At 50.7% G+C, this 13,895-nt stretch carries 13 protein-coding genes; 3 read left to right on the forward strand and 10 right to left on the reverse strand.

Annotation, left to right across the window (positions count from 1 at the left end; all coding sequences use genetic code 11):
- Positions 1–126: 126 nt before the first annotated feature.
- From B4E62_RS04070 to mrcB, 4 genes are all read right to left on the reverse strand, one after another.
- Entirely contained in the window at positions 127–462 is a 336-nt protein-coding gene (locus tag B4E62_RS04070) for a hypothetical protein (RefSeq protein WP_310072863.1), read from the reverse strand.
- A 57-nt stretch (positions 463–519) separates the two neighbouring features.
- Positions 520–1,068 carry an RNA polymerase sigma factor gene (locus B4E62_RS04075; protein ID WP_310072865.1) on the reverse strand — a complete coding sequence of 183 codons (549 nt, stop codon included), beginning with the start codon at positions 1,066–1,068 and terminating at the stop codon, positions 520–522.
- Positions 1,069–1,074: 6 nt separating this feature from the next.
- Positions 1,075–1,854 (reverse strand): DUF6249 domain-containing protein, encoded by a 780-nt coding sequence (locus B4E62_RS04080; protein WP_331351160.1) that lies wholly within the window; start codon positions 1,852–1,854, stop codon positions 1,075–1,077.
- 152 nt (positions 1,855–2,006) lie between these two features.
- On the reverse strand, positions 2,007–4,352 hold the full coding sequence (mrcB, locus tag B4E62_RS04085) for a penicillin-binding protein 1B (RefSeq protein ID WP_331351161.1): 2,346 nt from the start codon (positions 4,350–4,352) through the stop codon (positions 2,007–2,009).
- Positions 4,353–4,579: 227 nt separating this feature from the next.
- Between mrcB and B4E62_RS04090 the strand changes: the two genes are divergently transcribed.
- Positions 4,580–5,581: an adenosine kinase gene (locus tag B4E62_RS04090; RefSeq protein WP_331351162.1), complete on the forward strand. Its 1,002-nt coding sequence runs from the start codon at positions 4,580–4,582 to the stop codon at positions 5,579–5,581.
- 68 nt (positions 5,582–5,649) lie between these two features.
- Here B4E62_RS04090 and B4E62_RS04095 read toward each other — a convergent pair whose 3' ends face one another.
- Complete coding sequence (locus B4E62_RS04095) at positions 5,650–5,826, reverse strand: PLDc N-terminal domain-containing protein (protein WP_310072872.1); 177 nt, start codon at positions 5,824–5,826, stop codon at positions 5,650–5,652.
- Positions 5,827–6,112: 286 nt separating this feature from the next.
- Between B4E62_RS04095 and B4E62_RS04100 the strand changes: the two genes are divergently transcribed.
- Positions 6,113–8,287: a TonB-dependent siderophore receptor gene (locus B4E62_RS04100; protein WP_331351163.1), complete on the forward strand. Its 2,175-nt coding sequence runs from the start codon at positions 6,113–6,115 to the stop codon at positions 8,285–8,287.
- 49 nt (positions 8,288–8,336) lie between these two features.
- Here the strand turns inward: B4E62_RS04100 and B4E62_RS04105 are convergent, their stop codons facing one another.
- The 5 genes from B4E62_RS04105 to hemA all read right to left on the reverse strand — a co-directional run bounded on the left by B4E62_RS04105 (position 8,337) and on the right by hemA (position 13,082).
- Complete coding sequence (locus tag B4E62_RS04105; RefSeq protein WP_310072875.1) at positions 8,337–8,897, reverse strand: TIGR00645 family protein; 561 nt, start codon at positions 8,895–8,897, stop codon at positions 8,337–8,339.
- Positions 8,898–8,985: 88 nt separating this feature from the next.
- A complete protein-coding gene (locus B4E62_RS04110) occupies positions 8,986–9,735 on the reverse strand; it encodes a molybdopterin-synthase adenylyltransferase MoeB (RefSeq protein WP_331351164.1) in 750 nt (249 codons plus the stop codon).
- A complete protein-coding gene (gene prmC / locus B4E62_RS04115; protein WP_331351165.1) occupies positions 9,732–10,592 on the reverse strand; it encodes a peptide chain release factor N(5)-glutamine methyltransferase in 861 nt (286 codons plus the stop codon). The genes B4E62_RS04110 and prmC overlap by 4 nt, the downstream gene beginning before the upstream one ends.
- A 118-nt stretch (positions 10,593–10,710) precedes the next feature.
- A complete protein-coding gene (gene prfA / locus B4E62_RS04120; protein ID WP_331351166.1) occupies positions 10,711–11,793 on the reverse strand; it encodes a peptide chain release factor 1 in 1,083 nt (360 codons plus the stop codon).
- Positions 11,793–13,082 (reverse strand): glutamyl-tRNA reductase, encoded by a 1,290-nt coding sequence (gene hemA / locus B4E62_RS04125; RefSeq protein ID WP_310072883.1) that lies wholly within the window; start codon positions 13,080–13,082, stop codon positions 11,793–11,795. Before hemA ends, prfA begins: the two co-directional genes overlap by 1 nt.
- 163 nt (positions 13,083–13,245) lie before the next feature.
- On the opposite strand from hemA, the gene B4E62_RS04130 reads away from it, so the two are divergent.
- Positions 13,246–13,779 carry a hypothetical protein gene (locus B4E62_RS04130; RefSeq protein WP_310072885.1) on the forward strand — a complete coding sequence of 178 codons (534 nt, stop codon included), beginning with the start codon at positions 13,246–13,248 and terminating at the stop codon, positions 13,777–13,779.
- Positions 13,780–13,895 lie beyond the last annotated feature (116 nt).

The following is a 13,895-nucleotide window of genomic DNA, read 5'->3' on the forward strand; positions in this document are numbered from 1 at the left end:
CGCCTGAGTGAATTTACTTATCAGCACTTATGACGCTTAAAAAAAAACGCCTAATTACCAATGGTAATTAGGCGTTTTTTTATGCAAACATTTTTCTGAATGTGCAGATAACTGTGCGCGATACCGCTAAAACAGGGACTTTGGTTTGAAGATCAATAGCACCGGCGCAATTAACAGGAGTGCGGCCATGACCACACCAAGTATCACAAGGCTGTGCATGTCCAGCGTGAGCACCCAACCATAGGCAGGCTGGACCAGCTCGCGCACGGAAAATTGGCGCAGCACTAACACCGCAATCAGAGTGACCGGCAAAAGCACAATCAGTTTTTCCAACCAGGGATTCAAGCGTTTGGGCGCGGGTAAGCTTGCCAATACGCGCGCGCTGAAATCGCCATCATCGAGATAAGGGCTGGAGCCTTGCAGCTGCAGCCGCAGGAAATCATCAAAATTCTTGTCGTTCATAGAGCGACCTCGTTTAACCACAGTTTCATTTAACAAAAGTGTTATTTAACAAAAGTTTCACTGGGGTAACGCATCCTGCCAGGATGCCAATAAAGTTTGCAGTTTTTGTTTGCCGCGCGCTATATGTGTTTTCACAGTTCCGAGCGGTATACCCATAATCGTCGCCGCTTCTTCATGGGAGAAACCATCTTCATAGCATAGCCGAATCGCCAGCTGCTGGCCTGGACTCAGGGTTTGCATAGCGGCCTCCACATCTTTTTGTGCATGATATTGCTTTACGCTGCACTGCTCAGCTTCGATCTCTTCATTTTCGTCGAGTTCACACCATTCAATTTTTTTCGCGCGCCAGCGGTTGGCGGCGATATTAAATGCAATGCGATAAAGCCAGGTGGAAAACTTGGCTTCTGCACGAAACGCGCCCAGCGCAGCATAGGCCTTCATAAAAGCCTCCTGCGCCAGATCGTCCGCGAGGTGCGTGTCGCCGTTGCACAGGCGTCTTGCCCAGATGCGCAACGGCGACTGATAGCGCAAGACCAGCTGCGCGAAGGCGTGCTGATCCTTGCGGCTAACCACCCGCGCAATCAATTCCTGATCGGAAAGGGACATTGCTGGTTAGTCCTGCTGCCCAGCCTGTTCACTCGCATTAGGTCGGTTCAGATACCAGATGACTACTTGGGATGCCCCAAGAGCGATCCAGATAAATCCGGCTGACCCTATATCAAAACCCACCATGATCGTCAGGAAAACCAACCAGCCAGTACCGAGGAAGATATTGCGAATCCCCTTGTCGCGGCTGCCCACCGGCTCATCGCGCCGTGGCTCATCACCGCGCAACAATTCGACGGGAATATCGCGTCCCGCAGCAAGCAACTTGTCGATATTCATATTGATATCCTGCTGGCGGCGGCGCTTGGCGCCAAAGAAAAACACCAGGATCAAGATTAATAAAAGAATGGGGCCGCCAAAAATAAACAGGATGGCAAACAGGGGAATCAATAGCGCCGGGTGAAAATCTCCATCATCTTCGTGATCGCCACCAAAGGCTTGGCTAAGGTTTTTTTCCCAGTCGCGCTCCCAATTTTGGTTGTCGCGCACCCAACGCTCGTTGTCTCGTTTCCAGCGTTCATTGTCCTGCTTCCAGCGCTCGTGATCTTCGGCACTGGGAGGCTGAGGGGGTTGTTCAGGTGCAATGGCATCAGGGCTGGCCGGAGCGGATGCCGGCTGGGGAGCGTCCACTTGAACCTGGACGGGCGCTGAGCCATCGACGGTTACTACTGTGCCCTCAAGTTCTGCCGCAGAAGCGGCCATACTGTAGGCAACGGGAAAAGCACAGACCAGCGCGAGGCCGAAGGCACTCATCAAGCGACGCGGCAAGCTTAGGAATAATGTCATGGGAAAAGCCTCTCAGGAAAAATCCGGGCAGGATTACATCAATATTGCCCCCAACTCACAAGCTAAGACACAGTCTAGTGAGCTTCAGATTCACCTGAGAGGTTTATTTTTTTGACGCACAGAAAGCCGGCCAGATCACCGGCTTACGCAGATCAGTTCAACAGCTTCTGCCAGAGGTTCTTGATCGGATTTTTGCCTGCCATATCGCAATCCGCAGATTCGAGTGGGCGGAAATCGTCACGTAGTGGCAACCAAACGGAGCCTTCGCAGGTCTCGGCGCCGAGCTTGCCGGTTTTGTCGTCGACCCAGTCAAAACTGACACCAGCGGGTGGTTCCTGCTCCAAACTGCGGGTTGGCAACTGCTTCATAAAATCCGTCCAGACTTGTAAGGCGCCGCCCGCGCCACTTAATGGCGTTGCGCTGTTGTCATCGCGCCCGAGCCACACAATCGCCAAATGTTCACCACTGAAGCCCGCAAACCAGCTATCGCGCTGATCGTTGGTAGTACCGGTTTTGCCGGCCAAGTCAATGTGCGATGGGATCTGATTGTAGGCGCTGCGCCCAGTGCCCTCACGCAAGGTGCGCTGCATCGCGTATTGCAACTGAAAGGTAGATTCATTGGAGAAGCGCTGCTCCAACTCAAGTGGATAACGCTTGAGCGGTTTGCCATCAGCGGTGAGCACTTCCCGGATCGCATGCAGTGGTGTGTACACCCCTTCAGCGGCGATGGTGTGGTACATACCCGCGACTTCCAGCGGCGACATATCGATCGAACCCAGCAACATCGCCGGCAGTTCCGGTACATCGCCTTGATAGCCCGCGCGCTTTACGGTTTTGGCAACCGCACCTAAACCGAGTGTCATACCCAAGCGTGCAGTGGATTGGTTGTAGGAATAGGCGAGGCCTTTGTAGAGCGGAATATCGCCGTGATCTTTTTTGTCGGCATTTTGCGGCGCCCACCATTTGCCACCAGATTTATAACTTACTGGCGCATCGCTGATGATGGTCCCAAGATTATATTTCTGTGGGATTTCCAGTGCGGTTAAATACACAAAGGGCTTCAATAGTGAGCCGATAGGACGTTTTGCATCGAGCGCGCGATTAAATCCGGTGAAGCGCGGATCGCGGTCGCCCAGCAGTGCGAGAATTTCACCGCCGCCCACTGAGGTGACCACCATACTGCCCTGCACGTTTTTGGTTTTGAATTGTTTCTCCAACTGCTCTACACGGAACTTCATCGATTTTTCCGCCTGGCGCTGCACCATGGGCGAGAGCGTGGTGAAAATGCGCAAGCCTTCGCTGCGCAAATCATTCTCTTTGTAATCCTGATTTAACTGGCGCTTCACCAAATCCATGAATGCTGGATAGGTTGTTGAGCGCGATTCACCTTCGGCCACAATACCGAGCGGTGCCGCCTGTGCACGCTTGAGTTGCGCATCATCAATCAACCCTTCCTGCTTCATCACGCCCAATACCACATTGCGTCGCTCTTTCGCGCGTTCAGGATTGCGCCAGGGATTGTAATAAGATGCACCTTTTACCAAACCTACCAGCAAGGCTAATTCATGGGTATCCAGTTCACGCAGGGGTTGGCGGAAATAATGCTGCGCACCCAGCGCAAAACCGTTGATCGAACGTGAGCCGCTCTGACCTAGAAACACTTCATTGATGTAGGTTTCCAGAATTTCCGATTTGCTGTAATGCACCTCCAGCAGTACCGCCATGATCGCTTCCGGAATTTTGCGCCGGAAAATGCTCTGCTCGTTGGTGAGATAAAAATTCTTCACCAGCTGCTGCGTAATTGTGCTGCCGCCCTGCCTTACACCACCACTGCTGGCGTTCACCCAAGCTGCACGCAAAATCGCCAGCGGCGATACGCCGTGGTGATCAAGAAAATGTTTGTCTTCCACCGCCAATAAAGTTTCACCAAGTAAGGGTGGCAAATCTGCAAGGCGCACCAGCAGGCGATCCTCTTTATCGGCCGGATAAAAACCGCCGATCTCTTCGGGTTCCAAACGCACCAGCGGCAAATCGGCACCGGCCAAATCGATCAGGCCCTGCACGCTACCGTTGTTAACACGCAGCATAAATTTGCGCGCAACTTCTTTTTTATCCCAAAAATCAAAGCCGCGACTGTGGATGTGGTACACCACCTCATTGGAACCCGCGCTAACTTTTTTCAACACCTGGCCGGGTGTATTCGCATTGCCTTCAAAACGATAACCCAGGGCACGCAACTCCTGTTCAAACAATGCTGGCGTCAGCGATTGTCCTTGATACAACTCCAGCGGCCGCGCATAAACGCGCGCGGGCAGCGACCATTTTTTGCCCTCAAATTTGCTGCGCACTACTGAATCCAGATACAGCGTCCAGATGCCCATCAACGCCACCACCAAAAGCAGACTATAAAAAATCCAGATACGCGCCAACGCCCAGCCGCGACGGGGGGCAGAACCGGATGATTTAGTGCGACGGGTAGTAGAGCGGCGTTTAGTCATAGGCAATCTTAGTGATGAGTGAAGCAAAGGAAGGGATGCACCAGGTGCAAAAATTCGGGCGCCAGTTTAACCGCCACACCCGGTGAATGCGAGGCAAAATCCATGCGATTGGATGCGATCTACGCACTTCTGCTTTATCGGGCGAGGCGAATTTTGCATAATGCCGCGCGAGTTCACACTCCCCCTGTTATCCGACTATCACCCCCAATCAAAAGGCATATCGGCTTATGAGCAAGCAATATCACATTTATGGCATAGGCGCGGCCTTGGTCGATACCGAAATCACCCTCACCGATACCGACCTTACTACCATGGCCGTTGCCAAGGGTGTGATGACCCTAGTGGATGAAGAGCGCCAAAACGCGCTGATCGATTATTTGCAAAACCATCTGGTTGCCTCGCATCGCGCAAGCGGTGGATCAGCGGCTAACAGCATCATCGCCGCCAGTTATTTTGGCTGCAATAATTTTTATTCGTGCAAAGTCGCCAACGATGAAAACGGCGCATTTTATTTAAACGATATTCACGCCGCCGGTGTTGCAACACCTGCGCATATCACTCCACCGGCAGGCATTACCGGAAAATGTTTGGTGATGATCACGCCCGATGCCGAACGCACCATGAACACATTTCTCGGCATCAGCGAAACGCTTTCCGTCAATGAGCTGGATATAGCGGCAATTGCGCAATCGCATTACGTGTATATCGAAGGTTATTTAGTCACCTCTCCTACCGGCCGCGCCGCTGCGATTGAATTGCGCAAACACGCCGAAGCGAACAACACCAAAACTGCACTGAGCTTATCAGACCCGGCGATGGTGCAGTTTTTCCGCGATGGTTTAGTGGAAATGATTGGCGATGGTGTGGATTTAATTTTCTGCAACCGCGACGAAGCCATCGGTTTTACTCAAACCCATTCCATTGAAGAAGCTGTTGAAGCACTGAAAAAATATTGCACACAATTTGCCATCACCTGTGGTGGCGATGGTGCGTTGGTATTTGATGGCGAACATTTAACACAAGTGGCCGCACAACCGATCAAACCACTCGATACCAATGGCGCAGGCGATATGTTTGCCGGAGCATTTTTGTACGCACTCAGCCAAGGCAAAAACTTTAAAACGGCCGCTGAATTTGCCAATCTCGCTGCAGCAAAAGTAGTGAGTCAGTTTGGCCCACGCTTAAAAGCCGAACAGCATGAGGAATTAAAGAAAGGATTTTTTAACTAAGCGCCTTTCAAATCGCAGCGTGAGTGGAGCACAAGGTTAAGCTCCACTCATGCCACAAAACCATTGCTTTACTTGGGGCCAAACAGGAACCATAAAATAAAACCAAGGAATGGCAGCAACAAAAGCACCACAATCCAGATCACTTTATTTCCCGTGCTTGCACCGCTTTGTGCTGTTTTTACAATCGCGTAAACAACGCAAATCAGCAAAATAAAACCTAAGACACCACCTACTTCAACATTCATGTTTTGCTCCTAGTTGTATGAATTCATTATAAAAACCGGATTCGAGCAGACTAACACTTATCCCCTCGGAGACTACTAACTAAAACACCCGGCAAATAGGTATTGCTACATTTTGTGGCTGATTTATTACGCTGCAACAACCACACCATTACCATATCCAACCGGTAATAATCTCTTCCTGCCAAATAATGTCATTTAATAATTTATACCTTTCGTTAATGATAATTAATATTATTTGTGAAAAAATGCGCCTCTTTCTAGTCTTGTCCACTATATGGAATGCCTCATGAAATTTACGCTATTGCCTCTCTCTGCTGCCATTTTGCTGGGTTTTCACGCGCAATCAGGCCTGGCGCAGGATACTGCCAAGGATGCATCAACCCAGAAAAACCCAAGTTCACTCGAAGAAGTCATCGTGACCGGCAAGTACAGTGTTGGGCAAACCAAGACGTTGGATACCGCAACCGGCTTGGGGCTGACCATAGAAGAAACACCACAGTCAGTATCAATTTTGACCTTTGAGCGGATGCAGGACCAGAACATCACTTCCGTTTTAGAGGCAGTGAATAATGCTGTGGGCGTTACCTCCGAAGAAGTGGACAACGTGCGCAACAGCTTTTACTCGCGCGGCTTCCAGATTGACAGCTACCAAATCGACGGAGTGCCTACCTCCTGGAGTTTGGGCGGCGATTCGGGCGAAACCGTCGCTGATACCGTCATTTACGAGCGCATTGAATTTGTACGTGGAGCAACGGGTTTAATGACCGCTGTAGGAGACCCATCGGCCTCTATCAACCTGGTTCGCAAACACGCCAGCAGCAAGGATTTAACCGGGTTTGTGGATGTAGGCACCGGCAGTTGGGAAAAAAGAACCCTTGCAGCTGACGTATCCAGCGGATTAAACGAAAGCGGTAGTGTCCGTGGTCGTGTAGTGGGCCGCTATTTGGGCGGAGAGTCTTTCGTTGATTATTACGAAGACAACAAAAGCACATTCTACGGTGTACTGGAAGCTGACCTGACCGACGCGACCTTGGTGCGTGTGGGTGCGAGCTATCAGAACAATGACCCTACTTCCACCGTATGGGGCGTATTGCCCGGCTTCTTCTCCGACGGCACCAGACCCGATTGGGACGTTTCCAAAACCACCGCGATGGACTGGAACCGCTGGGAATCAACCAACACCAATTTCTTCGCCAGCATCAACCACTCTTTCTCGAATGGCTGGGAGTTGCTCGCTAACTACAACAAATTACACTACGAAACAGAGGCGCGCCTGTTATATGTGTACGGCTCGCTGGATAAAACAACCGGTGCCGGCCTGAACGCCCAACGCTACCGCAGTGATGGTGAATCCAAACAAGATAGCTTCGATATCCAGCTAAAAGGGGATTTCACCCTCTTTAACCAAACCCACGATCTGGTCGTGGGCGCCCTGCGTGCCGACCAGGCAGCAGAAACCTTTACCCAGCTGCCCTTGGGTGGCGGCTTATGCTGGGGTTACGACTGTGTTCCAGTGGAGAATTTTTATACGTGGGGCGACCTGCATGAACCCGAGTGGTCAGAGGAGCGCACCCAATCCCAGGATATTGAAACCGAGCAGCGCGGCTACTATGCAGCTACCCGTCTTTCGGCTACCGATAAGCTCAAATTTATTTTGGGTGGACGTGTGGCAACCTGGGAACGCAACGGTTTTGACTGGAGCGGCGTAGTTGATTACGGCAATGAAGATGAATTTATCCCCTACGCAGGTGCACTCTACGACCTGACCGATGCGCACCGGGTCTACGCCAGCTACACCGAAATATTCAAACCGCAGAACAATCGCGATGCTGACGGGAATTTTATTGACCCGCTAGTGGGCGAAAGCGCGGAGATAGGTTTGAAGAGCCGCTTCCTCGATGATCGCCTGCAAACCACCATTGCCTACTTTGATATCCAACAAGACAATCTGGCGCAGCTCGACACCGCTTTTGTCGGCACTCCAGAGCAAATGTATGCCTATATTGGTGCCGAAGGCGCACAGAGCAAAGGCTTTGAGATTGAAGTGGTTGGCCAACCAATCGATGGCTGGAACATTAGCGCAGGCTACTCACAATTCACCATCGAAGATGCTAACGGCAACGATCTAAACACCGACAACGCGACCAAATCCATTAAGCTTTTTACGTCTTACCAATTCGGAGGTGCACTTGATAAGTTGATGGTAGGTGGCGGTGTTAACTGGCAAAACGAAACTTACTCAGAAGGCATTAATCCTGCAAATAAACCCGACAGACTCACCCAAGATGCCTATGCCTTGGTCAGCCTGATGGCTCGCTACGCCATTACCGATGACCTGAATGTTCAGTTCAACGCGGCCAATGTAACGGATGAAAAATACTACTCACAAGTGGGATATTTCAGTTCATACCGCTACGGCACACCACGCAACTACACGCTGAGTTTGAACTACAAGTTCTAACCAAAAAAATAGGCGGCCATTTGGCCGCCTATTTTTTCCATCTTATGAATTAATGACCCGCTTTATTCGCCGAACTCACTCGTTGCATCAACAAATCGGTGTAAGCAATACCGATCGCGGAAGCAATAAAGGCCATATGAATAATGGTCTGCCACATTACGCCTGCTTCAGTAAATTTTGCACCGGGCATACCGATATTGCCAGCCTCGATAAAGGTCTTTAACAGATGGATTGAAGATATGCCAATAATTGCCATTGCCAGTTTTACTTTCAACACAGTCGCATTAACGTGACTGAGCCACTCCGGCTGATCCGGGTGACCATCCAAACGCAAGCGGGAAACAAACGTTTCGTAGCCACCGACGATCACCATCACTAACAAGTTGGAAATCATCACCACATCGATTAAGCCCAGCACGATCAACATAATTTGTTGTTCGTTCATGGAGGTAACATCAGTAACCAAATGGAGAAGTTCTTTCAAAAATAGAAATACGTATGCACATTGCGCAATTATCAAGCCCAAATAGAGCGGCAGTTGCAGCCAGCGCGAGCTAAAAATTAATGCGGGTAAAAAACCGCTTTTGTATACAGTAGGGACATCACTCATGGTTACACCTTTCTCTCAGTAGATTTTTTGTTAGCGTCAATATAAAGACGTGATGATAAAAAACAAGCCCTTTACACAGTCTTACCCTTTATACCAAGGCAGTTTGGCATACCGGACAATTGTGATCTTTGGGCAATTTCAATTCGCGCCATTGGCTGTGGCGTGCATCCAGCAGTAACAAACGCCCGGCGAGATTAGTGCCGAAGCCGCAAATTAATTTAATCGTTTCCAGCGCCTGCATTGACCCGATAATTCCCACCAGCGGCGCCAATACACCGTTAGCAGCACAGGTTAAATCATCGCTGTCTTCTTCGTATAAGCAGCGATAGCAAGGGCTGTTTTCGTCACGCGAATCAAATACTGCAATTTGCCCTTCCAAGCGAATTGCAGCGCCCGATACCAGCGGTACTTTTGCCGCAACACAAGCCGCATTGATAGCAAAACGGGTTTGGAAATTATCGGTGCAATCAACCACTACAGTTGCCAATTTCACTTGTTCGAGCAACTGGTCTGCATCTAATAATTTTTCGATGCAAGTAATCGTAACCTCAGGGTTTAATTCATGTAGGCTGTGCGCCGCCGATGCCGCTTTATTGTCCCCAATACGCGCGCTGGTGTGTGCAATTTGCCGCTGCAGATTGCTGAGATCAACTGCATCAAAATCTACTAGCGTTAAATACCCGACACCTGCCGCTGCCAAATACATAGCGACCGGCGACCCCAAACCACCAAGGCCGATAATTAATACGCGTGCAGCCAATAATTTTTCCTGGCCATCAATATCCACATCGGGCAGCATAATTTGGCGCGAGTAGCGCAGTAGTTGTTCATCGTTCACGCTGACTCCCCTTTTCTGCCCAATGTGACTCGCTCGTTACCACCCAAATCAGTGCGGGTTTCTACTTGTACAAAGCCGCGCGCAGCAAATAATTCTCGCACCGCCTGACCTTGATCGTAGCCATGCTCAAGCAACAACCAAGCTTGCTCGCACAGAAAATTCCAACTTTGTTGAATGATCAGCTCGATATCCGCCAAACCTTTATTGTCCGCAATCAACGCGGAGCGCGGTTCAAAACGGACATCACCCTGCTCCAGATGCGGATCTTGCGGATCTATATAGGGCGGGTTGCTGACAATAACATCAAATTGTTGCGCGGTAATGGCAGAGAACCAATCGCTCTGTTTAATCTGTACATGACTAAAATGTAATTGGTCGCGATTTTGTTCGGCGAGGGCAACCGCATCAGCAGACTTATCCACCCCCACTAATTGCCAATCCGGCTTTTCACTGGCGATGGCTAACACAATCGCGCCCGTTCCTGTTCCCAAATCCAAACAACTGCGCTTTTGTTGCGGCACATCACCAGCAAACAATTCCAATACTATTTCGACTAGCAGTTCGGTATCCGGGCGTGGAATCAAGGTGGAATTATTGACCGCCAATGGCAGCGACCAGAATTCGCGCTGACCGAGGATATGGGCAATGGGTTCGCCGGATTTGCGACGATTGAAAAAAATCTGGAACGTTTCTGCCTGCTCGGGCGATAAAACTTTATCTGGCCAAGTGAAAAGATAGGTGCGATTTTTTTGCAGAACATGGCACAGAATTAATTCGATGTCCAAACGCGCAGAATCACTTAGGGATTCAAGTTCGTGTGCGAGTTGTAGGCATTGTGCGATGGAGAGTGTATTCATGTGTTCCCGTAGGTTGTGGCGGGCCGCGTAGGCTGAGGAACGAACCGCAACATATCAATCCCGTTCAGAGTGTTGCGGTTCGCAAGCTCACCAGCAACCTACGAAGTCGTTTACCAAATTAATCCGCAATAGCCGCCAACAGATCAGCTTGGTATTCATTTGCCAGCGGTTGCACCACCGGATTTAAATCGCCTTGCATAATCGCATCCAAGGAATAGAGCGTGAGGTTGATGCGATGATCAGTCACACGGCCCTGCGGATAATTGTACGTGCGGATGCGCTCGGAACGGTCGCCTGAGCCAACCAAACTACGGCGCTCATCAGACAGCGACTTATGCGCGGCGTCTTCCTGCGCCTGTTTTAATTTGGTGGCGAGCAAACTCATCGCGCGCGCGCGATTTTTATGTTGCGAGCGCTCGTCCTGACATTCAATCACCAAACCGGTGGGCAAGTGCACAATACGGACAGCCGAATCGGTTTTGTTAACGTGCTGACCGCCCGCGCCGGATGCACGAAAGGTATCGATGCGCAAATCGGCTTTATTGATATTAATTTCTTCCATTTCATCCGCTTCAGGCATCACCGCCACCGTGCACGCGGAAGTGTGGATGCGCCCTTGCGCTTCGGTTTCCGGTACGCGCTGCACACGGTGCGCGCCTGATTCAAACTTTAATTTGGAATAGACACCCTGCCCGCTAACTAAACTGATAATTTCTTTAAAGCCGCCGTGTTCGCCTTCATTCTGACTTAAAACTTCGACTCGCCAGCCCTGGGTCTCGGCGTAGCGCGAATACATGCGGAATAAATCGCCAGAGAAAATGGCGGCTTCGTCGCCACCGGTACCGGCACGAATTTCGAGATAGCAGTTTTTCTCGTCGTTAGGATCTTTTGGCAGCAAGAGTTTTTGCAATTCCAACTGCATAGGTTCGAGTTGCGCTTCGCAGTCTTTCAACTCTTCTTCGGCCATTTCTTTCATATCGGCATCACCATCCACCAATAGGTGTTTGGCTTCTTCGATATTGGCGAGCAGGTTCAAATAGTTTTGATAACCCTGCACCACCGGTTCTAACTCGGCGTACTCTTTGGAGAGATCGCGGAATCGGTTTTGGTTATTGATGATGTCGGCTTCCGACAGCATCGCGCTCACTTCTTCGTAGCGCTCTTTAAGACGATCCAGTTTTTCTAAAATAGACGCTTTCATTATTGCTCACTTGCATCGCTGCTTATATCAGCAGCAGGGTTAACAGACAGCTCAAACAGTTCTTGCGCCACCTGGATAACATGGTGACGCGAACTGGCACTCGCCTCTTTTAATACAGCAGTGGGCGAGTGGATTAATTTGTTGGTGAGGTTGCGCGCAAATTGCTGCAATACTTGCTCGGGATTAACACCGGTTTGCAAACTGCGCAGCGCTTTTTGCAATTCCAGATCGCGCATTTGTTCCGCTTTGTTGCGATAGGCTTTTACGGTTTCAACCGCACTGAGTGCGCGCTGGTGACGTAAAAATAATTCGACACCTTCGTTAATAATTTCTTCGGCTTGATCGGCAGCAGCGACGCGGGATTTTTTGTTTTCATCAATTACCGCGTGCAAATCATCCACGGTGTAGAGATACACATCATCCAGTTCGCCCACTTGCTCTTCAATATCGCGCGGTACGGCGATATCGAGCATAAACATGGGTTTGTGTTTGCGTTTTTTCAGCGCCGATTCCACTGCACCTTTGCCAAGCAATGGCAACTGGCTGGCTGTCGATGAAATAACAATATCGGCACGATGCAACTGCTCGGGAATATCGGCCAGTAGAATAGCTTCGCCGTTAAATTCGCGCGCGAGGCGTTGGGCGCGGTCAAGGGTGCGGTTGGCCACAATAATGTGTTTGATGCCCTGCTCTGCCAAATGGCGTGCGACCAGTTCGATAGTTTCACCTGCACCAATCAGGAGCGCAGTATCCTGTTTGAGGTTGGAGAAAATTTGCTGCGCGAGGCTCACCGCCGCGTATGCCACTGAGACAGGGTTCTCACCAATCGCTGTTTCCGTACGCACACGCTTGGCGATATTAAAAACCTGCTGGAAAGTTGCGTGCAATTCCGCACCTAAAGTGCCCGCTTCTTTGGCAACAGCAAAAGCTGACTTCATTTGGCCTAGAATTTGCGGTTCACCCAGCACGAGTGAATCCAAGCCGCCAGCAACCTTCATCATATGGCGCACGGCTTCATGATCCTGATAGCAGTAATAGCTATTGGCGAGATCTGCCGCCTCAATCGCGGTGTGGTCGACCAACCACTGCTGGATCGCAGTCGCATCACTTTCACTCGCCGCATAGATTTCAGTGCGATTGCAAGTGGAGAGAATGGCGACTTCGGTCAACCCCGCGTGGGCGCAGGCCTCTTGCATCGCGCCCTGCAAATTCTCCGGCGCGAACGCAACCCGCTCGCGCAAGGCAAGAGGAGCGGTAGTATGGTTGATGCCAAAGGCTAACAGGGTCATGGATCAGGCTAATCGTTATAAAGGCCGGTATTGTCCGGTCACAGAGAGGGCGTGACAAGAGGCAAGTTCTTAATCCTGCCATAAACAGGTGCTATTACGCCGATTCATCGCCCAGTTACATCTGCATCTATACTCAACCACAGCCGCAGCCCAAGGAATTTTTATGCGCCGACTGCCCAACCCGACCATTATCGACATCGAAGCCTCCGGTTTTGGCTCGCGCAGCTACCCGATTGAAATCGGCGTAGTCAAAACCAACGGCGAGCGCTACTGCGCGTTGATCGAACCGCAACCTGAATGGGATCACTGGAGCGAGAGCGCACAAGCCGTACATGGGATCACCCGCAAACTGATTGAAAACCGCGGGCGCAAACCACGCGACATCTGCGGAGAACTCAACGAGTTTTTGGGTGATATCACCGCTTACAGTGATGCCTGGATCCACGACAGTCCATGGCTCAACCGGTTATTTTTTGCCGCGCGCATCAACCCCAGCTTTCACCTGAGCCCAATTGAAATGATTGCCACCGAGGCACAGCTGCTAGTGTGGGACAAAACCAAAAAGCGGCTGGAAAAGCACCTCGACATCAAGCGCCACCGGGCGAGTGGCGATGCCTATTTGATCCAGCAAACCTTTCTTGAGACACGCCGGCTCATCGATACGCAACCCGCTCTGGCACGGCGTACCGGGCTATAGCCGAAAGGCGCGGGCGGGATCTTTTCACATCAATACCAGAACGCCCTTTTTATCATCCTCCTTCACGTTTATGATGGCAGGCCGCGCAGCCTAGTTTGCGCCCACCCTTCTGTTCC

The sequence above is a fragment of the Cellvibrio sp. UBA7671 genome, from assembly GCA_002483145.1.
Classification (GTDB): Bacteria; Pseudomonadota; Gammaproteobacteria; order Pseudomonadales; family Cellvibrionaceae; genus Cellvibrio; species Cellvibrio fibrivorans.

Coding starts and splice junctions, on each gene's coding strand:
- prfA (WP_331351166.1), bottom strand. CDS start 11,793: ATGAAAGCGTCTATTTTAGAAAAACTGGATCGTCTTAAAGAGCGCTAC.
- B4E62_RS04070 (WP_310072863.1), bottom strand. CDS start 462: ATGAACGACAAGAATTTTGATGATTTCCTGCGGCTGCAGCTGCAAGGC.
- hemA (WP_310072883.1), bottom strand. CDS start 13,082: ATGACCCTGTTAGCCTTTGGCATCAACCATACTACCGCTCCTCTTGCC.
- B4E62_RS04075 (WP_310072865.1), bottom strand. CDS start 1,068: ATGTCCCTTTCCGATCAGGAATTGATTGCGCGGGTGGTTAGCCGCAAG.
- B4E62_RS04080 (WP_331351160.1), bottom strand. CDS start 1,854: ATGACATTATTCCTAAGCTTGCCGCGTCGCTTGATGAGTGCCTTCGGC.
- B4E62_RS04130 (WP_310072885.1), top strand. CDS start 13,246: ATGCGCCGACTGCCCAACCCGACCATTATCGACATCGAAGCCTCCGGT.
- prmC (WP_331351165.1), bottom strand. CDS start 10,592: ATGAATACACTCTCCATCGCACAATGCCTACAACTCGCACACGAACTT.
- B4E62_RS04100 (WP_331351163.1), top strand. CDS start 6,113: ATGAAATTTACGCTATTGCCTCTCTCTGCTGCCATTTTGCTGGGTTTT.
- B4E62_RS04095 (WP_310072872.1), bottom strand. CDS start 5,826: ATGAATGTTGAAGTAGGTGGTGTCTTAGGTTTTATTTTGCTGATTTGC.
- B4E62_RS04105 (WP_310072875.1), bottom strand. CDS start 8,897: ATGAGTGATGTCCCTACTGTATACAAAAGCGGTTTTTTACCCGCATTA.
- B4E62_RS04090 (WP_331351162.1), top strand. CDS start 4,580: ATGAGCAAGCAATATCACATTTATGGCATAGGCGCGGCCTTGGTCGAT.
- mrcB (WP_331351161.1), bottom strand. CDS start 4,352: ATGACTAAACGCCGCTCTACTACCCGTCGCACTAAATCATCCGGTTCT.